The sequence below is a fragment of the Brevundimonas mediterranea genome (assembly GCF_011064825.1).
In the GTDB taxonomy this organism is placed as follows: domain Bacteria; phylum Pseudomonadota; class Alphaproteobacteria; order Caulobacterales; family Caulobacteraceae; genus Brevundimonas; species Brevundimonas mediterranea_A.
The window spans coordinates 1,959,563-1,981,911 of record NZ_CP048751.1 but is presented as its reverse complement, the minus strand read 5'-3'; the positions used below and the strand labels follow the sequence as shown (position 1 = coordinate 1,981,911).

Annotated in this window: 22 protein-coding genes and 1 tRNA gene; 8 read left to right on the top strand and 15 right to left on the bottom strand. The window is 68.2% G+C overall.

From position 1 onward, the window contains the following. Entirely contained in the window at nt 1-231 is a 231-nt protein-coding gene (locus GYM46_RS09700; protein ID WP_008262007.1) for a hypothetical protein, read from the bottom strand. After that, nucleotides 228-1,664: an argininosuccinate lyase gene (gene argH, locus GYM46_RS09695; protein ID WP_164952696.1), complete on the bottom strand. Its 1,437-nt coding sequence runs from the start codon at nt 1,662-1,664 to the stop codon at nt 228-230. Before argH ends, GYM46_RS09700 begins: the two co-directional genes overlap by 4 nt. Here argH and GYM46_RS09690 point away from each other — a divergent pair. Then, nucleotides 1,663-2,328: a TlpA family protein disulfide reductase gene (locus tag GYM46_RS09690; RefSeq protein ID WP_008259002.1), complete on the top strand. Its 666-nt coding sequence runs from the start codon at nt 1,663-1,665 to the stop codon at nt 2,326-2,328. The genes argH and GYM46_RS09690 overlap by 2 nt on opposite strands. Nucleotides 2,329-2,332: 4 nt before the next feature. Here the strand turns inward: GYM46_RS09690 and GYM46_RS09685 are convergent, their stop codons facing one another. Next, the gene (locus tag GYM46_RS09685) at nt 2,333-2,641 is read right to left on the bottom strand and encodes a hypothetical protein (protein WP_008262229.1); all 309 of its coding nucleotides are present in this window, start codon (nt 2,639-2,641) and stop codon (nt 2,333-2,335) included. A 499-nt stretch (nt 2,642-3,140) separates the two neighbouring features. Further along, a tRNA-Met gene (locus tag GYM46_RS09680) sits at nt 3,141-3,217 on the bottom strand. A 221-nt stretch (nt 3,218-3,438) separates the two neighbouring features. On the opposite strand from GYM46_RS09680, the gene GYM46_RS09675 reads away from it, so the two are divergent. The 4 genes from GYM46_RS09675 to GYM46_RS09660 all read left to right on the top strand — a co-directional run bounded on the left by GYM46_RS09675 (nt 3,439) and on the right by GYM46_RS09660 (nt 8,627). After that, nucleotides 3,439-4,671, top strand: a complete 1,233-nt coding sequence (locus tag GYM46_RS09675) for a PQQ-dependent sugar dehydrogenase (RefSeq protein WP_008262532.1) — start codon at nt 3,439-3,441, stop codon at nt 4,669-4,671. A 60-nt stretch (nt 4,672-4,731) separates the two neighbouring features. Continuing rightward, nucleotides 4,732-4,953, top strand: coding sequence for a hypothetical protein (locus GYM46_RS09670; RefSeq protein ID WP_008261254.1), 222 nt, complete (start codon nt 4,732-4,734; stop codon nt 4,951-4,953). A gap of 259 nt (nt 4,954-5,212) precedes the next feature. Next, nucleotides 5,213-6,418: an acetyl-CoA C-acetyltransferase gene (locus GYM46_RS09665; protein ID WP_008260643.1), complete on the top strand. Its 1,206-nt coding sequence runs from the start codon at nt 5,213-5,215 to the stop codon at nt 6,416-6,418. A gap of 16 nt (nt 6,419-6,434) precedes the next feature. Further along, the gene (locus tag GYM46_RS09660) at nt 6,435-8,627 is read left to right on the top strand and encodes a 3-hydroxyacyl-CoA dehydrogenase NAD-binding domain-containing protein (RefSeq protein ID WP_008260478.1); all 2,193 of its coding nucleotides are present in this window, start codon (nt 6,435-6,437) and stop codon (nt 8,625-8,627) included. Between the two features lie 583 nt (nt 8,628-9,210). On the opposite strand, the gene recA is transcribed toward GYM46_RS09660, so the two are convergent. The 6 genes from recA to GYM46_RS09630 all read right to left on the bottom strand — a co-directional run bounded on the left by recA (nt 9,211) and on the right by GYM46_RS09630 (nt 15,053). Beyond that, on the bottom strand, nt 9,211-10,290 hold the full coding sequence (gene recA / locus GYM46_RS09655; RefSeq protein ID WP_008261712.1) for a recombinase RecA: 1,080 nt from the start codon (nt 10,288-10,290) through the stop codon (nt 9,211-9,213). 169 nt (nt 10,291-10,459) lie between these two features. Next, nucleotides 10,460-12,343, bottom strand: coding sequence for a M20/M25/M40 family metallo-hydrolase (locus GYM46_RS09650; protein WP_008264335.1), 1,884 nt, complete (start codon nt 12,341-12,343; stop codon nt 10,460-10,462). Between the two features lie 67 nt (nt 12,344-12,410). After that, complete coding sequence (locus tag GYM46_RS09645) at nt 12,411-13,367, bottom strand: right-handed parallel beta-helix repeat-containing protein (protein ID WP_008261925.1); 957 nt, start codon at nt 13,365-13,367, stop codon at nt 12,411-12,413. A gap of 1 nt (nt 13,368) precedes the next feature. Further along, a complete protein-coding gene (locus GYM46_RS09640; protein ID WP_008260999.1) occupies nt 13,369-14,193 on the bottom strand; it encodes a hypothetical protein in 825 nt (274 codons plus the stop codon). Then, nucleotides 14,190-14,699 (bottom strand): hypothetical protein, encoded by a 510-nt coding sequence (locus GYM46_RS09635; RefSeq protein ID WP_035310603.1) that lies wholly within the window; start codon nt 14,697-14,699, stop codon nt 14,190-14,192. The genes GYM46_RS09640 and GYM46_RS09635 overlap by 4 nt, the downstream gene beginning before the upstream one ends. A gap of 75 nt (nt 14,700-14,774) precedes the next feature. Next, complete coding sequence (locus tag GYM46_RS09630; RefSeq protein ID WP_008261484.1) at nt 14,775-15,053, bottom strand: hypothetical protein; 279 nt, start codon at nt 15,051-15,053, stop codon at nt 14,775-14,777. 101 nt (nt 15,054-15,154) lie between these two features. Here GYM46_RS09630 and GYM46_RS09625 point away from each other — a divergent pair, with 101 nt between their 5' ends. Continuing rightward, the gene (locus GYM46_RS09625; RefSeq protein ID WP_008262923.1) at nt 15,155-16,162 is read left to right on the top strand and encodes an LLM class flavin-dependent oxidoreductase; all 1,008 of its coding nucleotides are present in this window, start codon (nt 15,155-15,157) and stop codon (nt 16,160-16,162) included. A 187-nt stretch (nt 16,163-16,349) separates the two neighbouring features. On the opposite strand, the gene GYM46_RS09620 is transcribed toward GYM46_RS09625, so the two are convergent. Continuing rightward, the gene (locus tag GYM46_RS09620) at nt 16,350-17,321 is read right to left on the bottom strand and encodes an alpha/beta fold hydrolase (RefSeq protein ID WP_008258845.1); all 972 of its coding nucleotides are present in this window, start codon (nt 17,319-17,321) and stop codon (nt 16,350-16,352) included. A gap of 47 nt (nt 17,322-17,368) precedes the next feature. On the opposite strand from GYM46_RS09620, the gene GYM46_RS09615 reads away from it, so the two are divergent. Further along, nucleotides 17,369-18,205, top strand: coding sequence for an aldo/keto reductase (locus GYM46_RS09615; RefSeq protein WP_008264070.1), 837 nt, complete (start codon nt 17,369-17,371; stop codon nt 18,203-18,205). 50 nt (nt 18,206-18,255) lie between these two features. Here GYM46_RS09615 and GYM46_RS09610 read toward each other — a convergent pair whose 3' ends face one another. The 3 genes from GYM46_RS09610 to GYM46_RS09600 form a co-directional block, all read right to left on the bottom strand. Further along, on the bottom strand, nt 18,256-19,005 hold the full coding sequence (locus GYM46_RS09610; RefSeq protein WP_040350207.1) for a glucose 1-dehydrogenase: 750 nt from the start codon (nt 19,003-19,005) through the stop codon (nt 18,256-18,258). A 98-nt stretch (nt 19,006-19,103) separates the two neighbouring features. Beyond that, nucleotides 19,104-19,397, bottom strand: a complete 294-nt coding sequence (locus GYM46_RS09605) for an ArsR/SmtB family transcription factor (RefSeq protein WP_008263087.1) — start codon at nt 19,395-19,397, stop codon at nt 19,104-19,106. 69 nt (nt 19,398-19,466) lie between these two features. Then, on the bottom strand, nt 19,467-19,868 hold the full coding sequence (locus GYM46_RS09600) for an HIT domain-containing protein (RefSeq protein ID WP_008263872.1): 402 nt from the start codon (nt 19,866-19,868) through the stop codon (nt 19,467-19,469). Nucleotides 19,869-19,974: 106 nt separating this feature from the next. On the opposite strand from GYM46_RS09600, the gene mdh reads away from it, so the two are divergent. Next, nucleotides 19,975-20,937: a malate dehydrogenase gene (gene mdh, locus GYM46_RS09595; RefSeq protein WP_008263318.1), complete on the top strand. Its 963-nt coding sequence runs from the start codon at nt 19,975-19,977 to the stop codon at nt 20,935-20,937. 234 nt (nt 20,938-21,171) lie between these two features. On the opposite strand, the gene zapE is transcribed toward mdh, so the two are convergent. Next, nucleotides 21,172-22,263, bottom strand: coding sequence for a cell division protein ZapE (gene zapE, locus GYM46_RS09590; protein WP_008264025.1), 1,092 nt, complete (start codon nt 22,261-22,263; stop codon nt 21,172-21,174). Nucleotides 22,264-22,349: the final 86 nt, after the last annotated feature.

The following is a 22,349-nucleotide window of genomic DNA, read 5'->3' as shown; positions in this document are numbered from 1 at the left end:
CTAGCGGGGATCGTTCTGGGCGGCGCCGGCGCCGATCGGATTGGAGGGACCGCCGTCGATCGGCACGCTGCTGGACGGGCGGTTCAGGGTCGCCGGTTCGGGCAGGCCGGGGGCGCGGCTGCTGCGCGGCGCGCGCTCGGTCTCGCGCGCCGGCGATTCCAGGTCGGCCATGCGGCCGCAGCCGGCGGCCGACAGGGCGAGCAGGCCCGCGAGGATCAGGGTCTTTTTCATAGGCGGGCTCTCCAGTCGGCGATGCGCGCGCGGACCTGTTCCGGCGCGGTGCCGCCATAGCTCTGACGGCTTTGGCACGAAGCCTCGGCGGTCAGCACCTTGTAAACCGCTTCCGTGATCCCGGGCTCCAGTTTCTGCATTTCCGTCAGCGGCAGTTGCGACAGGTCCACGCCCATCGCCTCGGCCTGTTTCACCGCCGCGCCCGTCACATGGTGCGCCTTGCGGAACGGCAGGTTCAGTTCGCGCACCAGCCAGTCGGCCAGGTCAGTCGCGGTCGAGAAGCCGGCGCCGGCGGCCGCCGCCATCCGTTCGGTATTGGGCCGCAGGGCCGAGACCATGGCCGTCATGGCGACCAGGGCCAGGTCCAGGGCGTCGAACGCCTCGAACACCGGCGGCTTGTCTTCCTGCATGTCCTTGGAATAGGCGAGCGGCAGACCCTTCATCACGGTGGACAGGGCGACCAGCGAGCCCAGGATCCGGCCGGTCTTGGCCCGGACCAGTTCGGCGGCGTCTGGATTGCGCTTCTGCGGCATGATCGACGACCCGGTCGTCAGGTCGTCCGGCAGGCTGGCGAAACCGAACATCGGCGTCATCCAGACCACGATCTCCTCGGCCAGGCGCGACAGGTGTCCCGCCGTGATCGAGGCCGCGGCCAGGCTTTCCAGCGCGAAATCGCGGTCGGACACCGCGTCCAGCGAATTGGCCATCGGCCGGTCGAAGCCCAGTTCGGCCGCCGTCATGTGGCGGTCGATCGGGAAGGGCGAGCCGGCCAGGGCGGCGGCGCCCAGCGGGCTCTCGTTCATCCGCGTGCGGGCGTCGGCGAACCGGCCGGCGTCGCGGCCGAACATCTCGACATAGGCCATCAGATGGTGACCCAGGGTCACGGGCTGGGCGGTCTGCAGATGGGTGAAGCCCGGCATCAGATCGTCGGCGTGCTGTTCGGCCCGGTCCAGCAGGGCGGCCTGAAGCGCCTTCAGCTGGCCGATGGTGCGGTCGGCGGCGTCGCGGACCCACAGGCGGAAATCGACGGCCACCTGGTCGTTGCGGCTGCGGGCGGTGTGCAGCCGGCCCGAGGGTTCGCCGATCAGTTCCGACAGCCGGGCCTCCACATTCATGTGGATGTCCTCGAATTGGTCACGGAAGGGGAAGGTCCCGCCGACGATCTCAGACTCGATGGCGTCCAGCCCGCCCAGAATGGCTTCGGCGTCGGCCGGCTGGATGACGCCCTGCTTGGCCAGCATGCGGCAATGGGCGCGCGATCCGGCCAGATCCTGACGCCACAGACGCTGGTCCACGCCGATGGAGACGTTGATCGCCTGCATGATCTCGGCGGGGCGCGACGAAAAGCGGCCGCCCCACATGTCTTGACCTGCGGGCTTGGCCGGGGCCTTAGAAGCACTGGCTTGGGCGGTATCGGAGGCGGCGTCTGTCATGAGTGGCTCGAGAAAGGCGATCTGGGCGGTCGTCGGCGCGCTCGTGCTGTTCAGCACGCTCGCCGGCGCCGGCGGCTTGGCGATGTCGCTATACGCCAATCATCGGCAGAAGGCGCAACCCCAGACGACGCCCGTCGCGAAAAGCGATCTGGCCCGGTTCGCCGTCGGGCCGCTGGCGTCGCTGGAGACGCCGTCCGAGCTGAAGACCGCGCCGGAATACATGTTCCGCGACCGCAACGGCACGGCCGTGCGGTTCTCGACCTTCGAGGGCAAGGTGGTGGTGGTCAATCTGTGGGCCATGTGGTGCGCGCCATGCCGCACCGAAATGCCGACCCTGGCCCAGCTGGCCCGGTCCTATCAGCGCAACGAGGATCTGATCGTCCTGCCGATCAATGTCGACGCCTCGCCCGACGCCCTGGCCGACGCCAAGAGCTTCATCGACGTTCACGAGCCCCTGCCGCTGTACAGCGACATCAAATTCCAGCTGCCGTTCGAGTTTCCGGGCAAGGGCAAGATGCCCCAGACCATCTTCCTGGATCGCGAAGGCCGTATCCGCGCCACCTTCTCGGGCGAAGCCGACTGGAACAGCCCCGAGGCCCACGCCCTGATCGACGCCCTGCTGGCGGAGGGCGCGCCCCCGGTCGGGGCGACGCCGGGCGCCTGAGGCGTCAGTTGTCGGCCGGCACGCGCTGATCGGTGTTCGGGTTGACGGCGCCGGGCTTGCCCTCGGCGGCGGCCTCGGCCTGGTTTTCCTCCAACTCGTCGGCGACATTGCCCGCGCCGGTCTCGACCGCCTGAGCGGCCTTCATGGCGCCGGACTCGATGACTTCGCCCGCCTGGGCGGCGACTTCGCCGGTGCGATCCGCAGCCGCCTCGGCGTTGGCTTCGGTCTTTTCCTGCTCGGCCTCGGTGCAGGCGGCGGCGCCCAGGGACAGGACGGCGGCGGCTGTCAGCAGGGCTTTCGTTCGGATGGTCATGAGGTCTCTCCGGTCAAGGTTGTCGGCCGCTGAACGCGGCAGGACCGGGCCGGTTGCCAAAAGAGCTTCTGCGAGGTCGTTTGCCACAGACGCAACTTCAGGTAACAAAAGAAAACCCACAGTTGCTTGCCGGCTATAAACATGGTTCCCTCTCTTAGGGAATAGTCCCCAGGAGGAATGAAATGAAATTGTTCCGTTCGAGCTTCGCCCGGTTCAGCGCTGCCCTCGCGATGGCCGCTACTGCGTCGCTTGCTTCCGTGACTGTGGCGTCTGCCGATCCATCAGATCCTGTCTGCATCATGCCGCCCGAAGACTACTGCACATACTTGGGCGGCTATACCTACGGTACGACGGCTTGGAAGCAATGCTATCGCACCGCCAGCGCGCTATATTACGGCGAGTACTGCGGCGGCATTTGGTCATAAAATTCCAACAGAACCTATCGGTCCGCTCTCTAAGGGCGGACCATTTCCCTTGGGCATCGGAGCTTATGAGAAGGTGGTGACTGGAGGCGGGATCGAACCGCCGACCTGTGGGTTATGAATCCACCGCTCTAACCATCTGAGCTACCCAGTCGCATCCCGTCTCCGGGCGTCCGCGCGACCTCGGGCCAGCGCGAAAGAGGCGTGCCTATATCGCCGTCGGGCGCGCGGTTCAAGTCGTCTCGACGCAGATCGTGCGGCGATGCGGCGCAGGACAGGCCTCGGCGGGAACGGTAACGCTGAAGGGGTCGTTGCCGATGTCAGCCCCCAGTCCGTCCCAGATCCCCTCAAGACCTCGCCGGAGCTTCCCCCGCCATGCGCCTGATCGTCCTCGCCGCCTCGACATCCCTGCTCGTCCTCGCCGCCTCCTGCGGCGCCAACGGCGAGAGCGCTCCGGCCTCAAGCCAGGCGGGCGCGCCGGAGACCCGGCCGGCCAACAACCCCGACCAGCAGCCCGCCTTCCCCGGTCAGACCCGGGCGCCGGGGGTGAAGACCGACGTCGCCCTGAGCCACAGCGTCGTCGCCTCGGGCCTGACGCATCCGTGGGGCCTGGCCCTGATGCCTGACGGGCGCTGGCTGGTGACGGAAAAGCCCGGTCGGCTGCGCATCATCACCGCCCAGGGCCAGGTCGGCGAACCGGTCCAGGGCCTGCCCCGCGTCGATGCACGCGGCCAGGGCGGCCTGCTGGACGTTATCACAAGCCCCGGATTCGGCCAGGACCGGCTGATCTACTGGAGCTATGCGGAGCCTCGGGATGGCGGCAACGCCACCTCAGTCGCCCGGGGTCGCCTGTCCAACGACGGGGCGCGGGTGGAGGACGTCCAGGTCATCTTCCGCGCCCTGCCCGTCTATGACGGCGACAAGCATTTCGGCTCGTCCCTGGCGTTCGCATCGGACGGCAAGCTCTTCATCACCCTGGGCGAACGCTCCGACAGGCCGATGCGGGCGCAGGCCCAGGACCTGGGCTCGCACATGGGCAAGACCATCCGGATCAACGCCGACGGCTCCGTGCCCCAGGACAATCCCTTCGTCGGCCGTGAGGGCGCCCTGCCCGAGATCTGGAGCCTGGGCCATCGCAACGTCCAGGGGATCGCCGTCCAGCCCGGCACGGGCGCAGTCTGGACCATTGAGCACGGCACGCGCGGCGGCGACGAGGTCAACCTGGACAAGCCGGGCCTGAACTATGGCTGGCCTGACGCGGCCTATGGCGTGGAATACGCGGGCGGACAGATCACGGGCGGCAATACGCAGGCGCAGGGCACGGAGCAGCCGGTCTATTACTGGGATCCGGTCATCGCGCCGGGCGGGGCGACCTTCTATCAGGGCGCCATGTTCCCCGGCTGGAACGGCGATCTGCTGGTGGCCGGCCTGAAGGAGAAACACATCGCCCGGCTGGTGATCGAAAATAACCGCGTCGTCGGCGAGGAGCGGCTGCTCACCGACCTGGGCGAACGCGTCCGCGACGTGGCTGTGGGGCCGGACGGCGCGGTCTGGGCCATCACCGATGAAGCCGACGGCAAGCTGGTCAGGCTGGCGGTCGCGCAGTAGTCTGGCGGCGCCGGGGGGCAGGACCGAAACGCCGACGCGTTTCGGAAAACAGGAGACACCATGCGCACCCTCTTCTTCGCCATCCTGATGACTGCACCGCTGATGACAGCCTGCGCCTCGACGGGCCAGACGAACACCTATCAGGAAGACCTCAAGCGACTTGAAGCGAGCTGCACCGAGCGTCAGGGCATTCTGACCCCGACCGGCCTGCAAAGCGGCCGACCCGAGACCGAATACGCCTGCCGCATCACGGGCGGCGCCACCCGCATTCCGCCGCGCTGACACAGCCGGAGCCGGCCCGACCGTAACGGCCGTGGCCGGCGCCTTGCGCGCTTTTATGGCTGGCGCGACCTCCGACCGGTCACCATCTGGATTTGTGCGGCCCTGTCGCCGCGGCCGTTCACGCGGCTTATTACTTGACGTTGACGTAAACGTAGGGTTTTTGACGTCCGAGCTTAGACCCGTCCTTCCCCCAAGGTCGCGAGACGTTCGCCCATTCGGCGGACCTTGAGCGCCGGGATCAAAATGGAGACACACGCCCATGGCTGACGCCTATATCTACGACGCCGTCCGCACCCCGCGCGGCAAGGGCAAGAAGGACGGCTCGCTGCACGAGATCACCGGCCTCAGCCTGGCCACCCAGGTTCTGGAGGCCCTGCGCGACCGCAACGACCTGGACACCTCTAAGGTCGACGACGTCATCCTGGGTTGCGTCACCCCTGTGGGCGAACTGGGCGCCGACATCGCCCGCACGGCGGTGCTCTCGGCCGGCTGGTCGCAATATACCGCTGGGGTTCAGGTCAACCGTTTCTGCGCCTCGGGCCTGGAAGCCGTGAACATGGCCACGGCCAAGGTGAAGTCCGGCGAGGCCGACTTCGCCGTCGGCGGCGGCGTCGAGGCCATGAGCCGCGTGCCCATGGGTTCGGACATGGGCGCCTGGCCGACCGATCCGTCGTCGGCCTTCCCCACCTATTTCGTGCCGCAAGGCGTGTCGGCCGACATGATCGCCACCAAATACGGCTTCAGCCGCGACGACGTGGACGCCTATTCGGTGGAGAGCCACAAGCGCGCCGCCCAGGCCTGGGCCGAGGGCCGGTTCAAGAACTCGGTTCTGGCGGTCAAGGATCAGCTGGGCCTGACCATCCTGGACCGTGACGAGACCATTCGTCCGAACACGGATATGCAGACCCTGGGCGGCCTGAACCCGTCGTTCGCCATGATGGGCGAGATGGCCTTCGACAGCGTGATCAACCAACGCTACCCCGAGGTCGAGCGCGTCAACCACGTCCACACCCCCGGCAACTCGTCCGGCATCGTCGACGGTTCGGCCGGCGTGCTGATCGGTTCGCTGGAAGCCGGCCAGGCCCTGGGCCTGAAGCCGCGCGCCAAGATCCTGGGCGGCGCCTCAATCGGTTCCGAGCCGTCGATCATGCTGACCGGCCCGGAATATGTGACCCGCAAACTGCTGGGCAAGCTGGGCATGACGCCCGACGACATCGACGTGTGGGAGCTGAACGAGGCCTTCGCCGCCGTCGTCCTGCGCTATATGCAGGCCCTGAACATCGACCACGCCAAGATGAATGTGAACGGCGGCGGCATCTCGATGGGCCACCCCCTGGGCGCCACCGGCGCCATGATCACCGGCATCGCCCTGGACGAGCTGGAACGCTCGAACAAGTCGACGGCCCTGATCACCCTGTGCATCGGCGGCGGCATGGGCACCGCCACCGTCATCGAACGCGTCTGATCCGGAGCGAATGACTATGGAAAACTTCAAGATCGACATCGACGCCGACGGCATCGCCGTCATCGCCTTCGACGTGCCGGGCCGTTCGATGAACACCCTGACCTCCTCGGTGATGAAGGAAATCCCCGAGCTGGTCGAACGCATCAAGACCGACGAGGCCATCAAGGGCGCCGTCATCACCTCGGGCAAGGCCTCGGGCTTCTGCGCCGGCGCGGACCTGGGCGACATGGCCGGCGGCGTGCTGTCGGGCGGCGGCGACCTGCAGAAGGCGTTCGACGCCGGCTGGAAGCTGAACGGCGCCTTCCGCGCGCTGGAGACCTGCGGCAAGCCGGTGGCGGCGGCGATCAACGGCCTGGCCCTGGGCGGCGGGCTGGAGTTCACCCTGGCCTGCCATTATCGCGTGGTCGAGAACGACAACAAGATCCAGCTGGGCCTGCCCGAGATCAAGGTCGGCCTCTTCCCCGGCGGCGGCGGCACCCAGCGCCTGACCCGCCTGGTCGGCGTTCAGAACGCCATGATGGCCATGAGCGAAGGCAAGTCCTTCCGCCCCAATGACGCCAAGGGCGCCGGCATCGTCCATGAGGTGGTCGAGAAGGGCCAGTCGGTCGAGGCCGCCAAGACCTGGATCAAGAACGGCGGCAAGGCCATCCAGCCGTGGGACGACAAGTCGTTCAAACTGCCCGGCGGCGGCCCCTATCACCCGGCCGGCATCCAGAACTTCATGGTCGGCAACGCCATGCTGCGCAAACAGTCCTACGGCAACTATCCGGCCGTGGTGAACCTGATGAAGGCCGTCTACGAGGGGACCCAGGTTCCGATGGATGCGGCTCTGCGGATCGAGACCCGCTATTTCATCAAGACCCTGATGACGCCTCAGGCCCAGGCCATGATCCGCAGCCTGTTCCTGTCCAAGCAGGAACTGGACAAGGGCGCCGTGCGTCCGGCCGACGTGCCCAAGTCCGATCCGAAGAAGGTCTCGGTCCTCGGCGCCGGCATGATGGGCGCGGGCATCGCCTATGTGCAGGTCATGGCCGGGATCGAGACCGTCCTGATCGACCAGACCCAGGAAGCCGCCGACAAGGGCAAGGCCCATGTCGAGGAGCTGCTGAAGAAGCGTCTGTCGCGCGGTCAGATGACCCAAGACAAATATGACGCCACCCTGGCCCTGGTCACGGCGACGACCGACTATGACCACATCAAGGGTTCGGACCTGGTGGTCGAGGCCGTGTTCGAAAGCCGCGAGATCAAGGCCGATGTGACCAAGCGCGCCGAGGCCCAACTGGCCGAGGGCGCCGTGTTCGGCTCCAACACCTCGACCCTGCCGATCACCGGCCTGGCCGAGGCCTCGGTCCGTCCCGAGGACTTCATCGGCATCCACTTCTTCTCGCCCGTAGACAAGATGATGCTGGTCGAGATCATCCTGGGCGAGAAGACGGGTCAGGCCGCCATCGCCAAGGCACTGGACTATGTGCTGAAGATCAAGAAGACCCCGATCGTCGTCAACGACAGCCGCGGCTTCTACACCTCGCGCTGCTTCTCCACCTTCCTGATGGAAGGCATGGCGATGCTGGAAGAGGGTTACGGCCCGGCCCTGATCGACAATGTCGGTCGGATGACCGGCATGCCGCGCGGCCCGCTGGAAATGCACGACGACGTGGCCCTGGACCTGTCCTACAAGATCGCCAAACAGACGGCGCTGGACCTGGGCGACAAATATGTCCCGTCGGAAGGCGCCGACATCGTCGCCAAGATGGTCGAGGGCGGACGGTACGGCCGCAAGAACGGCAAGGGCTTCTATGATTATGATCAGAAGCCCAAGACAATCTGGAAGGGACTGGGCGAACTGGCGCCGACCACCAAGGGCATCGACAAGCCCGAGGAGGCGACCGCCTTCGCCCAGATCGACGAGCTGAAGACCCGCCTGCTGTATCGCCAGGCGGTCGAGGTCGCCCGCTGCTGGGAAGAGGGCGTCATCGACGACCCGCGTGAAGCCGATCTGGGCGCTATCCTGGGCTGGGGCTTCGCGCCCTGGACCGGCGGCCCGATCAGCATGATCGACGGCATCGGCCTGGCCCAGTTCGTGGAAACCGCCGACCGTCTGGCCGCGACCTACGGCGACCGGTTCAAGGTCCCGCAGCTGCTGCGCGACATGGCGGCCAAGAACGAGACCTTCTACGGCAAGTTCGCCCCGGAGAAGGCCGCCGCCTGATCGGTTGCGGACATCGTAGAACGACGGAACGGGCGGCCTTCGGGTCGCCCGTTTTGGTTAGATAGCCACGCAGCAACCCATACGCGTGTCATGTTCACGCGATATGATGCGGTCAATCCAAACGTTCACTGGCCACCATGTTTGCTGTTCAATTCATCCTATCGATCGCCACCCTGATGGCCACCATGACCTTGTTTCCCCTGGCTGGACGCCTGGAGGCTGACGCAAGGCGACATGGAAATAGACTTCAACCGCCCTCGTCCCTGGCCAGTTACGAGCGTGGTCGTCTCGTCATTTACTGGATCCTGGGTCGGGCGCCGTCTCCAGACGTGCCGGTCGGGAGCAAGGCTGCGGTCTGGCTGGCGCGCGCCTTAATCGTCGCCAGCAGCCTTGTCGGACTATTTGGCCGGTATCTCGCCCAATGACGGCATAAATCCACGCTCGGCCGCCTGGGCCTGGCGGATATGGTGATCCCAAAAAAGACCCGCCCGACACGAGGTCGGACGGGTCGCTCCGCCGTCCCTCGCGGGGTCGGTGGCGGGTCGCTTGGGGCGACGGAGTGTCTAGGAAGGCGAGACGGTCGTCAGCCTTCGAGATCCTGGCCTTCGTCCGGCTCGGGCGTGCCCAGCAGTTCGTCGGCGATCTTGCTGGTCGAGGCCCGCACCGCCTTTTCGATCGAGGCGGCGATGTCCGGGTTCTGTTTCAGGAATTCGCGCACATTCTCGCGGCCCTGACCGATCCGGGTCGAGTCATAGCTGAACCAGCTGCCCGACTTCTCGATCACCCCGGCCTTGACGCCCAGGTCGATGATCTCACCCAGTTTGGAGATGCCCTCGCCGTACATGATGTCGAAGATGACCTCGCGGAACGGCGGGGCGACCTTGTTCTTGACCACCTTGACCCGGGTGGTGTTGCCGACCACCTCATCGCGGTTCTTGATCGCGCCGGTGCGGCGGATGTCCAGACGCACCGAGGCGTAGAACTTCAGCGCATTGCCGCCTGTCGTCGTCTCGGGCGAGCCGTACATGACGCCGATCTTGTGACGGATCTGGTTGATGAACAGGACGATGCAGTTCGACTTGGAGATCGAGGCGGTCAGCTTGCGCAGCGCCTGGCTCATCAGACGCGCCTGAAGGCCGGGCAGGCTGTCGCCCATCTCGCCCTCGATCTCGGCGCGCGGGGTCAGGGCGGCGACGGAGTCGACGACCACGATGTCCACAGCGCCGGAGCGCACCAGGGTGTCGACGATCTCGAGCGCCTGTTCGCCGGTGTCCGGCTGGGACACCAGCAGATCATCCAGGTTCACGCCCAGCTTCTGGGCGTAGCCGGGGTCCAGCGCGTGTTCGGCGTCGACGAAGGCGGCGGTGCCGCCGGCCTTCTGAACCTCGGCCACGGTGTGCAGGGCCAGGGTCGTCTTGCCCGAGGATTCAGGGCCGAACACTTCGATCACCCGCCCGCGCGGCAGGCCGCCGATGCCCAGGGCCATATCCAGGCCCAGGGATCCGGTGGACACCGAGGGGATCACGTCGGCGACCCCGCCCTTGCCCAGTTTCATCACCGAACCCTTGCCGAAGGCGCGATCGATCTGCGCGATCGCCGCCTCCAGGGCCCGTTGCTTGTCGCCGTCTTCCTTGCCCACCAGTTTCAAAGCCGCCTGTGCCATTGCCTTCGTCTCCCTTGCCATGATTCCCGTCAGAAGCTTGGGAGAGACCCGCCATGGACCCGCCCCCGTTTTTGTGAGGCCGACTATGTGCACGGTTTGTTCCAGTTCACAAGATGTTCTCATCTGGAACCGATGAGAACATCCGAACCCTACGTCCGATTTTGACGCATCAGGGAACGGCGACCGGCGCCTCAACCGCCGGCTCGGCATGGCGGGCCGCCAGGGACAGGCCGCAGCCCAGGATCAGCATGGCCGCCGCCAGCCCGGCCAGGGTGTGGCGCGCGCTTCCCCCACCCGGAGCCAAGGGCCGGGCCAGGGCGACGATCAGCACGGCGATCAGGCCCAGCGCGCCCGGCTGGTCCATCCCCACGCCCAGGAAGACGAAATGGCCCAGCCCCGCCAGCCAGCCGCCGACGACCCCGGTGGCGACCGCCGCGGGCGCCAAGGCGGCCCATCGCTCCAGCCGCGCCCCGATCCCCGCCGCCAGGGCCGCTGCGCCGGCCGCCGCCAACCCGGTCCAGACGAACAGCAAAGCCGCCTCGGGCGCCACGGCCTGAACCAGGACGCCCAGGATCAGCACCAGGACGACGGCCCCCAGCCAGCCGCCCCAGACCGTCTCGTCCTCGCCGCCAGGCCACAGGCTCAGACCCACGGCGACCAGGGCCGCACCCAGCACCACCGGATCGAACCCGCCCAGGCCCGTGGCCAGAACCGCCGCCGCGGCGATCACCCCCGCCAGCAGACGCCGCCCGATCAGGGCCCGCCCCGCCAGCAGGGCGAACATCACCCCCAGCACGGCCAAGCCTACGCCCGCCTCCATCCAGGGCAGGCGGCGCAGCAGGACATAATAGGTCTCGGCCGATTCGATCCGGCCGCCGACCGGCCCGGCCAGAACCCGCACCGCCTGGGCCACGACGATCCCGGCGGCCAGCAGCCAGACGCCCCCGCTCAGCCCCTTGCCGAACTGACGCAAGGTCAGGCCCGTGGCGTGACGCGCGCCCCAGGCGGCGAAACCGGTCAACAGAAAGGCCAGACCCAGCAGCCTCCACCCCGTCCCCGGCCCGTGCCGCAACACCCCCAGGCCGAAGACATCGGCGTAGACGGCGTTCTGCGTGGCCTTCGGCAGGACGGGCGCCCGCACCAGGGCGTCGGTCATTTCCAGCGCCTGGGATCCGATATGTTGCAGGCTGCCCTGGTCCAGGGCGTCCGGCGTCGAGCTGGGCGAATGGTACTGGGCCGGCCGGCCGATGAAGGCCAGGTTGATCCCGGCCAGGCCCCGGTCGGCGGCCAGGGTGAAGTCGGTGCCGTTGGGCATCAGCCGATAGACGAAGATGGCCAGGGCGTTGCTGGCCGCGCCCCCGTCGGCCCGGCGCGTCGCCTGAGCGTAAAGGTCGATGGTCTGGGCGTTGCCGGGGCCGGTCTCGAACATCATGGCCCGACCGCCGCCGCCGCGCGCCTCCAGGTTCACCACCGCCCCGACCCGACCCCGCAACGGATGTTCGCTGAAGAAGGCCCGCGCCCCGTCCAGGTTCAGCTCCTCCCCGTCGGTGAGCAGCACGACCAGCCCCCTGTCGGCCGGTCCGCGCGCCCTGATCGCCCGCACCGCCTCCAGCACCGCCGCCACGCCGCTGGCGTCGTCGGCGGCGCCCGGCGAGCCGGGCACGCTGTCATAATGGGCCATCAGCACCACGAGGGGCAGGCTGGGGTTCCGGCCCGGCAGGACGCCGACCAGATTGACCACCGACAGGCCCTCGACCGACTCGCCCCGGTCCTCGATCCGGCGCACGGCGGCGGGCGACAGCGCCCCGGCCTGGAGCGTGGGCGCCAGGCCCAGCTGCGCCATTCGGCCCTGCAGATAGGCTTGGACCAGGGCGTGATCGGTCGAACCTATGGGACGGGGGGAGCGGGCCATGACTCGCACGTCCGCCATGGCCCGCTCCGCCGAAAATCCGGTCGCGGCGGCGCTTGTCGGCGCGGGCCGAGGCGTCTGTGTCGTGATCACGGCCAACCCCAGCGCCGCCGCCAGGGCCGCCAACAACAAGACCAGCCGCATTAGATGCATCCCCCGAGGCGTCATCGCGCCAATAGGGCCGAGCTGGCGTCATTTCGCAAGTGCGGGGTCAGGGACGCGTCCGGTTCCGTTCGACCCGGTTGCCGGTCGCCCCGTCGCCGTCGTCGGCGCTGGACCCGAACGGATAGCCGGCGTCATCGCCGCAATAGGACCGGTTCCCCTCGCGCGCGCCCACCACCACCGTCCGGGGGCGCAGCCAGCCGACGCCGGAAAACACATTATCCGTGATCTGATTATAGGACGGCGTCTGGTGACGGATCACCCCGTCCTCGCCGCAGTTGCGGTACAGGAAGACCCCGCCGCGGCCGCCCAGGGCGAAGCGGTTGCCGATGATGCGATTGGCGCCCGATCCGTCCACGGCGATCTGTTCACGCCCGGTGCGAATGGTGAAGTCATTGTCCTGGATCACCGTTCCGGCGCTCTCTGCGTCCAGATAGACGGCGGTCGAGACCGACCGGCCCGAAAAGCGCGAGCGCGCCACCACGGTCTGCGTCACCCCCGGCCCGACATACAGGGGGATAGTCCCCACGCCCTCGAACCGCACCCGCTCCAGAATCGTGCCCAGGGGCGCCGCGCTCTGGGCCGCCGTCGTGTGATCGGGCGTCCGTGACGAGGCCAGCAGGTCGCGCATCGACCCGCCCGCCCCCATGCCCCAGATCCGCACATTGCCGACGACGGTGCAGTTGCGCACATAGGTCTGGACCGGACGGCTCCAGCCGTCGCCCTGACGCCGCGACCAGATCGCCACCGTCGGCGTCTGTGACGTCGCCTCGCGCGCCGGTCGGATCACCCCGCCGCCGCAGTCGATCCCCGCGCCCGAGGCCTCGGCCCCCTCCACCAGAACAGGCCGCCGCACGGCGACGCCCGCCAGGTCGGCGCGGCACGTCAGGCGATAGGCTTGATCGGACGGGGCGGTCAGGTCGCGCACCTCGGCCAGGGTGCAGGCCCGCGCGCCTGCGGGATCGCCCGCCTGAACCGCCGCCAGCAGGATCAGGCCGCTCCACATCTCAGGGCAGGGGAACAGCCAGGGCCGCGCGCTCGGCCGCGCAGCCGGGATTGGTCCGCCCGGTCGCCCGCGCCGCCGCCAGTTCGTCGCGCGCCGCCGCCATCTCGGCCTGGAAGTCCGGCGTCGCGACGATTTCGGCGACGACGGCCCGCCCCAGCGCCTCGCCCGCCAGCCCATCGCTGGGATAGTCCATGGCGCAGATCTGGCGGCTCACGCCGATCTCATGGCCGATGCGCCGCACCGCCGCCGCCCGGTCCGGCGCGATCAGGGCCAGCGCCTCGGCATAGGCGGTTCCCAACGCCGCGCCGGCGGAGGGCGCGGACGGGCTGCGCCGCATCGCCGGCGTCAGGGTCTGGCAGGCCCGGCGCGCGGGATCCTCGGCGACCGGCCGGGCGCGACGACCTCGCGCCTGGGCCTGGGCCAGCACGACCGCCGCCTGGGCGTCATGAAAGACCTTGGCCATCATCCGGTCCAGCGTCGGCGTCTCGGCCGACCCCAGTCGCACCCCCAGGGCGCAGTCGAAATGCTGAAGCGCCAGCGGCGGGCGCAGTTCGGCATGGGCGGTCGCCATCAGCCAGCGGTCCGAATCCTCCAAGGCCGTGAACCGCGCCGACGCCGCCCGGTCGGCCGCATCCTGGGCCGATCCCGCCACGGGCGCTGGGGGCACGGCCTGGGCCAGCCGCGCGACGACGCCGGGCGACAGATAGCCTTCGTCGGTCGTGCTGAAGATCGGACGGGGCGAAGGCCGCCCGGCCGGGGCGCAGGCCGCCAGGGGCAGCGAAGGCAGGATCACCGTCGCCGCGATCAGAGCGGCGACCGGTCTCACAGACCCGCGCTCCAGCTCAGCTGCACCGAGGTCTCGCCGCCGGCGCCCGGCGCCGCCACCACCTGAAGATTGGTCGCGCCCGCCTGGCCGCCCGCCGCGCCATAGGCCCGGGCGTCGCCCTGGTTCATGCCCATGACCGAGGTCAGGCCCGCCTCCTCGGCGCGGGTGCGATAAAAGGCCACCACTTCGTCGGGCGTGGCGGCGGTGGTGAAGGTGACCAGCCCGCCCTCGCCGTCCGGCCCGGCGGCGGTCGTCGCCGGCTGGTCCAGGGCGGCTCCGGGGTACAGGGCGGCATAAGCGGGCGCGCCGGGTGCAGCGGGGATATCCGCCGTCATCGCCTCGGGCGCAGGCGCAGCCTCTCCCTCCGACGGCGAAGCCGGGGCGGTCATTTGGTCAGGGGCGGCGAGGGAGGCCTGGGCCGGCGCCTTTTCGGTCCTGGACCGGTCGTCGCAACCTGCAAGGCAAAGCAAGACTAAGGCGGCCGAGGCCGCCAGACGGCGTATCATCGGGGAATCGTCCCTTGGACCCATGGTCAAGGCGCCACCGTGGCGCAAGGATGCGGCGGCAGCAAGGCGTCAGCGTCAATCGTCGTTTTCAGCGCGGCCCCGTGTCCCCGCCGAGGCCCGCCCTTCTTCGGCGAGGGCCTCGTTGATCTCGAGCGAGTCGGGATCATCGTCCGATCCGCTGGCGGACCCGCCGCGCAGCGAGCCGGCGCGGGTGTCGGAGCCGGAATCTGTGCCGTCCAACGCCTCGATCAGGGCGTCGGCCTTGTGCCCCAGGTCCGGCTTTTCGCCCATGTCGGCGGCCTCGCGCGCATCCTCGCACTCGGCTTCGGTCTTTTCGGCGTCAACGTCCGTCATGGCTCATGTCTCCGGGTTCGTCGGAGGTAAAGCGCCCGACCCGGTTGCGGTTCCCCGCTCCCTGCCCTTGAACCTCGGCCGTCAGCCCCGATCTAGGCGTCATGATCCCGTTCTCAGTTCTCGACCTCTCCCCCATCGTCGAAGGCGGCGACGCCCGCCGCGCCCTCGACGAGACCCTGGCCCTGGCCCAGGCCGCCGACCGGCTGGGCTATGAGCGGTTCTGGCTGGCCGAACACCACAACATGCCCGGCATCGCCAGCGCGGCGACCGCCATCGTCATCGGCCATGTGGCGGCGGGCACCCAGCGCATCCGCGTCGGCTCCGGCGGCGTCATGCTGCCCAACCACGCGCCCCTGGTCGTCGCCGAACAGTTCGGCACCCTGGAGACCCTGTTCCCCGGCCGGATCGACGTCGGCCTGGGCCGCGCGCCCGGCACCGACGGCGCCACAGCCCGCGCCCTGCGCCGCTATTTCGACGGCGCCGACCAGTTTCCGCGCGACGTGGTCGAATTGATCCAGTGGTTCGAGCCGGCCGCCGACAACCAGCCGGTGCGCGCCGTTCCCGGCGCGGGTCTGCGCGTGCCGATCTGGCTTCTGGGGTCCAGCCTGTTCAGCGCCCAGCTGGCCGGCCAGCTGGGCCTGCCCTACGCCTTCGCCAGCCATTTCGCGCCTGAACTGCTGCTGGAGGCCCTGGCGCTTTATCGCCGCAGCTTCACCCCGTCTGACCGGCTGGCCCAGCCCTACGCCATGGCCGCGATCAATGTCTTCGCCGCCGATACGGACGCGGAGGGCGTGCGCCTGTCCACCTCGATGCAACAGAGTTTCGCCCGACTCTCGACCGGCAAGCCGGGCAAGCTGCCCCCGCCCGTCGACGACATCACGGCCGTCCTGACCCCGCAACAGATCGAGGGGGCGCGCAGCCGCCTGCTCTATTCCGCCGTCGGCGGGCCGGAAACGGTGCAAAAACAGCTGTCGGACTTCATCGCCCTGACCGGCGTCGATGAATTGATGATCACCGGCATGGCCTTCGACAACGCCGCCCGCATCCACAGCCTGGAGATCGTCGCGGAAGTTCGCGGGCAGATGGAGACGGCGGAAGCGGCGGCGTGAACCCGTCCCCTCTCCCGCCGGGAGAGGGCTTGAGCGCCCGAGAGCGTAGCGATCGGTCTTGCGCGACCCGAAGGGCGGCGCGAAGCAGCCAAAGGGTGAGGGGCAAGGTAGTGCGAGTTGGCCCACCGGCGGAACCCTCATCCGGCCCTTCGGGCCACCTTCTCCCGCAAGGGGAGAAGGAAGCGAGTCAGAGCTCCCCCAGAAACCCCAGCAGCAGCCCAGTCACCTCATCCGGCCGCTCCTGCTGGATCCAGTGGCCAGCGCCGGGCAGGACCACCGAACGCGTCAGGTTCGGAACCCAGTCCTTCAGCCCGGTCTCGGCCGAGCCGGCATAGTGTCGGACCGGATCGTCCTCGCCGACGATGAACAGGGCGGGCTGGAGAATCCGCTGCTCCTGCGCGAAGGCGGTCAGCGACCAGTTCAGATCGATCGCTCGATACCAGTTCAGCGGGGCGTCGAAGCCGCCGGCCGTGAAGGCCTCGACATATTCGGTGAAATGGGCGGGGGTCATCCACGGCGGCAGGTCGGCGCCGTCGTCGATGCTGTCCAGCAGGCCGACGCCGCGCGCCATGAAGCCGGTCGCCCGTTTCGACGCGGGGGTGGCGCCGTCATAGGACCAGAACAGTTTCCTCAGCGTCGTCGCCGGATCAGCCTCCAGCGCCAGATGGGCGTCCGCCGCCTGGAACCGGCTGATATAGAGATCGCCCAGCCCGGCCCGTTCGGACAGGATGGCCATGACGGTCGTCGGCGGGCCCTGGGGGCGACGGGGCTGGAACGGCACGGACAGGCCGGCCACCGCCGTGAACAGATCCGGCCGCAACAGGGCGCAATGCCAGGCGACCGGCGCCCCCCAGTCGTGGCCCACGACGACGGCGCTCTGTTTGCCCAGCGCCCGGACCAGATCGACCATGTCCCCGACCAGATGCAGGATCGAACAGGCGTCGACGCCCTTGGGCTTGTCCGTGCCGCCGTATCCGCGCATGTCGGGGGCGACGACGTGGTATCCCGCCGCCGACAGGGCCTCGACCTGCGCCCGCCAGCTGATCCCCAGTTCCGGAAAGCCGTGGATCAGCAGGACCAATGGCGCGTTGAGGTCTTCGAACCCCGCCTCCAGCATCTGTTGGACAAGGCCGTCGGTCTTGATAAGCCGGGTGCGCATCTCAACCTCGCAGGCGGCTCTTCCGCCGCTCATCGAACAGGACGGACATGACCCGCCTCGTCACCTTTGCAGACGGTACGACCGTTCCCGCCCTGGGCCAAGGCACGTGGGAGATGGGCGACGATCCCGCCTGGCGCGACGAGGAGCAGCAGGCCCTGGCGCGCGGCATCGACCTGGGCCTGACCCTGATCGACACGGCCGAGCTCTACGGCGACGGCCGTTCCGAACGGCTGGTGGGCGAGGTCATCGCCGGGCGCCGCGACGAGGTCTTTCTGGTCTCCAAGGTCCGGCCCGAGAACGCCTCGGAAATGAAGATGATGCTGGCCTGCGAGAAGTCGCTGGAACGGCTGGGGACCGACCGGCTGGACCTGTATCTGCTGCACTGGGAAGGCAATGTCCCGCTGGAAGAGACGGTCGCCGCCTTCCAGGAACTGGTCGACGAGGGAATGATCGCCCGCTGGGGCGTGTCCAATCTGGATCTGCGCGCCATGGAACGGCTGATGGAGATCGAGGGGGCCGAGGACTGCGCCGTCAACCAGCTGCTCTATAATCTCGGCTCGCGCGGGGTGGAGTTCGACCTGTTGCCCTGGATGCAGGCCCGCGACATGCCCATGATGGCCTATTCGCCCCTGGGACGGGGCGAGTTGCTGGAACAGCCCCTGATCCGCGACATCGCAAACCGCCACAGCGCCGACCCGGCTCAGGTGGCGCTCGCCGCCATCCTGCGCCACGACGGGGTCATCGCCATTCCCAAGGCCGGCTCGATCGAACACGTCGAGGCCAACGCCGACGCCCTGGAGATCCAGTTCGACCTCGAGGACATCGAACGCCTCGACGCCGCCTTCCCCCCGCCCACGCGCGAGACCCCGCTGGACATCATCTGAGGGATGCGGACGCGGCCGGACCCCGGCCGCGTCCCTCGCCACGGCTTGATTTAGCGGTTTCCGCCTGCCACCGCGATGATTTCACCGGTGATCCAGGCGCTGTCGAGCGAGGCCAGGAAGACAGCGACAGGCGCGATGTCAGACGGCTGACCCATGCGGCCGAGCGGGGTCTGGGCGACCATCTGGACCTCCAGATCCGAGCCGATGATGCCCGTGGCGTGGGTGCCCTCGGTCTCGACGGCGCCGGGCGCAATGGCGTTGACCCGGATCTTGCGCGGGCCGAGCTCCTTGGCGAGCACGCGGGTGATCGAGTCCACGGCGGCCTTGGTGGCCGTGTAGACCGAGGCGGTCGGGATATCGACGGTGGTGGCGCCCGAGCTGATGTTGATCACGCTGCCGCCGTCGGGACTGAAGCGCTTGGCCGCCTCGCTGGTGGCCAGCAGCAAGCCCAGAACATTGGTGTCGAACTGGCGACGGTACTCGGCCTCGGTAAAGTCCTCGATCGGCGCGAAGGCATAGACGCCGGCGTTATTGACGAGGATGTCCACCCCGCCGAACGCCTTCTGGGTCTCGTCGAATAGCCGCGTAACATCGTCGCCGCTGGCCACGGACGCCTGGACGGCGATGGCCTTGCCGCCGGCGGCGGTGATCTCGGCCACGACCTTGTCCGCCCCTTCGCGGCTGGAGGCGTAGTTGACCGCCACTGCGGCGCCCTCGGCGGCCAGGGCCTTGGCGATGGCCGCTCCGATGCCTTTCGATGCGCCGGTGACGACGGCGGTCTTGCCTGAAAGCTTGCTCATGATCTCTCTCCGGTCGCCTTCAGCGGCGAACGGTTTGATATTTAGATAACCATCGAACTGATTCAATAAGCGGGGCTGTTGATTTTCTGAAACCGGCCTCAGATTTCCGCGAGCTGGGCCAAATAGGCGTTCAGGACGTCGCGCTGCAGCACCAGGAAGGCGAACTTGCCCTGCCGGCAGATCTGGATCAGGCCGGCGGTCTCCAGTTCCTTCATATGGTGCGAGAAGGTGGGGGCGCTGACCGAGACAAGCTGGGCGACCGCGCCGCAAGGGGTGGGTTCGCTGGCCGCGCCGATCTCCTTAAGGATCTGACGGCGACGCGGCTCCGCCAGGGCCTTGGCGATCAGGTTCACCTGGCGTTCGTCCAGCCGGATGCGCAGCGCGTCTTCCATAGGGCTCATATGCGGTGCGAGAGCGGCTGACGCAAATGGGGCGCGACGCCACGTCGGTCGTCGGTTCGGCTACCCGCCTCGGATCACGTCCAACAGCCGCGCCCGCGCCTCCGCCGCATAGGAGACCGCCGGCCCTCGCCCCCAGACCGGATCGGGCCACAGGCCGTCGTCGCGACGGCGGCCGACGACATGGAGGTGCAACTGGGCCGTCACATTGCCGATGGCCCCCACGTTCAGCTTCTCGACCGTTCCCAACCGCCGCACCAGCGCGCCGGCCCGCACCGTCTCCTCCATCAGCGCGGCCCGCTGTTCGACGCTCAGGTCTTCCAGCTCCACCGCCCCCTCGACACGCGGGATCAGGATCAGCCAGGGAAACCGTGCGTCGTCCTGCAGCCGCACATGGCACAGCGGCCATTCGGCGGCGGCGACCGATCCGGCTTCGAAGGCGGGGTCTGGACGAAAGTCGGTCATGGCGTCTCCGCAACAGGGTTTTCCCAGCCTTGCAGCGCGGCCGATGCGGGTCTAGACCGCCCGCACGATTAATCCCCTTTCGCACACGCAATAAACGGAGACATCCATGGCTCGCGCGAAGATCGCCCTCATCGGCGCCGGCATGATCGGCGGCACCCTGGCCCATGTGGCCGCGCGCGAAGCGCTGGGCGACGTGATCCTGTTCGACATCGCTGAAGGCACCCCCCAGGGCAAGGCGCTGGACATCGCCGAGGCCACCGCCGTCTTCGGCTCGGACGTGGCCCTGAAGGGCGCCAACGACTATGCCGACATCGCGGGCGCCGACGTCTGCATCGTCACCGCCGGCGTGCCGCGCAAGCCGGGCATGAGCCGCGACGACCTGATCGGCATCAACCTGAAGGTCATGAAGGCCGTCGGCGAGGGCATCAAGGCCCACGCCCCCAACGCCTTCGTCATCTGCATCACCAACCCGCTCGACGCCATGGTCTGGGCGCTGCAGAAGTTCTCGGGCCTGCCCAAGGAGAAGGTCGTCGGCATGGCCGGCGTGCTCGACTCGGCGCGCTTCGCCTACTTCCTGGCTGAAAAGACCGGCGTGTCGGTTCAGGACATCCACGCCTGGACCCTGGGCGGACACGGTGACGACATGGTGCCGATGGTGCGCCACTCGACCGTCGGCGGCCTGCCCCTGCCGGACGCCGTCAAGGCCGGCTTCCTATCGCAGGACGAGCTGGACGCCATCGTCGACCGCACCCGCAAGGGCGGCGGCGAGATCGTGGCCCTGCTGAAGACCGGCTCGGCCTTCTACGCTCCGGCCGAAAGCGCGATTGCGATGGCCAAGTCCTATCTGCTGGACCAGAAGCGCGTCCTGCCCTGCGCCGTCTGGCTGTCGGGCGAATACGGCCTGTCGGACCTCTATGTCGGCGTCCCGGCCCTGATCGGCGCCGCCGGCGTCGAGAAGGTGATCGAGTTCACCACCAACGACGACGAAAAGGCGATGTTCGAAAAGTCCGTCGCCTCGGTCCAGGGCCTGCTGCAGGCCTGCAAGGATATCGACGCCTCGCTGGCTTAAGCGATCGCACAGATCGAATGACGAAGGGCCTGCGGAGCAATCCGCAGGCCCTTTTTCTTTGCGCTTTCCAGATCTTCCCCCGCTTGCGGGGGAAGTGTCAGCTCGTCGAGCGCAGCGAGACGGCTGACGATGGGGGAAGTTTTCTTCCAGCCAAACAAGACTCCCCCCTCCGACCCTGGTTCGCTTCGCGAACGCCGGGCCACCTCCCCCGCAAGCGGGAGAGGGTCTTTCGTGTCACTCCCGCACGTGGGCCAGCCAGTCCTTGCTCTGCATCTCGTTGAAGCGCGACACGGTGCGTTCGAACTCGAACGCCCCCACCCCTTCGGTATAGAGGGCCTCAGGCCGGGCGGCGGCCAGGACGATCAGCTTGGTCTTGGCCTCGTACAGAGCGTCCACCAGCGTCACCAGGCGGCGCGCCTCCTGATGGTTCGACGGCCCCAGGATCGGCACGTCCTCCAGGAACAGGGTGTGGAACCGCTCGGCGATGGCCAGATAGTCCTGCGGCCCCAGAGGCCGGCCGCACAGGTCCGCGAAACTCGCCCGCGCCATCGAGCCCACGGTCCGCTCCACCACGACATCGCGCCCCAGCACGGTCAGATGCGCCGGCTCCTCCGGCTCGCCCCCCTTCAGCTCGCGCCACAGGGTCTCGAACCCGGCCCGGTCGTCCGGCGTGTGCCAGATCTCGGCCGAACTCAGCCGGTCCAGCCGCCAGTCGCGTGCGCCCGCCGTCTGCACCACGGCGCAGCGGTCGCGGATGATGTCGATGAAGGGGGTGAAGAGCTGGCGGTTGATGCCGTTCTTGTACAGGTCCTCCGGCGCCCGGTTCGAGGTGATGGCCAGCACCACCTTGTCCTCGAACAGGGCCTCGAACAGCCGGCCCAGGATCATGGCGTCGGCGATGTCCGTCACCTGCAACTCGTCGAAACACAGCAGCCGGGCTTCGGAGGCGATCAGCTTGGCGATGGGCGGAATGGGATCGTCGCCCTTATGCGTCCCGAACACGGCCTTGCGGCTTTTGGAGTCGCCCTCGCGCCACTGGCGCACCAGGTCGTGGACCCGGGCCATGAAGGCGTGGAAATGGGCGCGTCTTTTCCGGGGCTCGGGCGTCGCGGAATAAAACAGGTCCATCAGCATGGACTTGCCCCGTCCGGGCGGTCCCCACAGATAGATCCCCTTCACCTCGGGCGGGCGCCCGAACAGGCCGCGCCGGGCCAGATCGGTCTCCAGCCGCTCCAGGGCGACGAGCACTTCGGCCTGGGCCGGATCGGGCGTCAGCACGCCCTCTTCCACGCGGATGTCGTAGGCGTTTCGGATGCGGGAGGTCATGAGCCCCTGCTTAAAGTCCCTGCCGCCGAAAAGCGATTGCTTCGCGGCTGCGAACGCCTAAATGCACACCACACAACACATCGCGC

Coding starts and splice junctions, on each gene's coding strand:
- GYM46_RS09700 (WP_008262007.1), bottom strand. CDS start 231: ATGAAAAAGACCCTGATCCTCGCGGGCCTGCTCGCCCTGTCGGCCGCC.
- GYM46_RS09690 (WP_008259002.1), top strand. CDS start 1,663: ATGAGTGGCTCGAGAAAGGCGATCTGGGCGGTCGTCGGCGCGCTCGTG.
- argH (WP_164952696.1), bottom strand. CDS start 1,664: ATGACAGACGCCGCCTCCGATACCGCCCAAGCCAGTGCTTCTAAGGCC.
- GYM46_RS09685 (WP_008262229.1), bottom strand. CDS start 2,641: ATGACCATCCGAACGAAAGCCCTGCTGACAGCCGCCGCCGTCCTGTCC.
- GYM46_RS09675 (WP_008262532.1), top strand. CDS start 3,439: ATGCGCCTGATCGTCCTCGCCGCCTCGACATCCCTGCTCGTCCTCGCC.
- GYM46_RS09670 (WP_008261254.1), top strand. CDS start 4,732: ATGCGCACCCTCTTCTTCGCCATCCTGATGACTGCACCGCTGATGACA.
- GYM46_RS09665 (WP_008260643.1), top strand. CDS start 5,213: ATGGCTGACGCCTATATCTACGACGCCGTCCGCACCCCGCGCGGCAAG.
- GYM46_RS09660 (WP_008260478.1), top strand. CDS start 6,435: ATGGAAAACTTCAAGATCGACATCGACGCCGACGGCATCGCCGTCATC.
- recA (WP_008261712.1), bottom strand. CDS start 10,290: ATGGCACAGGCGGCTTTGAAACTGGTGGGCAAGGAAGACGGCGACAAG.
- GYM46_RS09650 (WP_008264335.1), bottom strand. CDS start 12,343: ATGCGGCTGGTCTTGTTGTTGGCGGCCCTGGCGGCGGCGCTGGGGTTG.
- GYM46_RS09645 (WP_008261925.1), bottom strand. CDS start 13,367: ATGTGGAGCGGCCTGATCCTGCTGGCGGCGGTTCAGGCGGGCGATCCC.
- GYM46_RS09635 (WP_035310603.1), bottom strand. CDS start 14,699: ATGATACGCCGTCTGGCGGCCTCGGCCGCCTTAGTCTTGCTTTGCCTT.
- GYM46_RS09630 (WP_008261484.1), bottom strand. CDS start 15,053: ATGACGGACGTTGACGCCGAAAAGACCGAAGCCGAGTGCGAGGATGCG.
- GYM46_RS09625 (WP_008262923.1), top strand. CDS start 15,155: ATGATCCCGTTCTCAGTTCTCGACCTCTCCCCCATCGTCGAAGGCGGC.
- GYM46_RS09620 (WP_008258845.1), bottom strand. CDS start 17,321: ATGCGCACCCGGCTTATCAAGACCGACGGCCTTGTCCAACAGATGCTG.
- GYM46_RS09615 (WP_008264070.1), top strand. CDS start 17,369: ATGACCCGCCTCGTCACCTTTGCAGACGGTACGACCGTTCCCGCCCTG.
- GYM46_RS09610 (WP_040350207.1), bottom strand. CDS start 19,005: ATGAGCAAGCTTTCAGGCAAGACCGCCGTCGTCACCGGCGCATCGAAA.
- GYM46_RS09605 (WP_008263087.1), bottom strand. CDS start 19,397: ATGGAAGACGCGCTGCGCATCCGGCTGGACGAACGCCAGGTGAACCTG.
- GYM46_RS09600 (WP_008263872.1), bottom strand. CDS start 19,868: ATGACCGACTTTCGTCCAGACCCCGCCTTCGAAGCCGGATCGGTCGCC.
- mdh (WP_008263318.1), top strand. CDS start 19,975: ATGGCTCGCGCGAAGATCGCCCTCATCGGCGCCGGCATGATCGGCGGC.
- zapE (WP_008264025.1), bottom strand. CDS start 22,263: ATGACCTCCCGCATCCGAAACGCCTACGACATCCGCGTGGAAGAGGGC.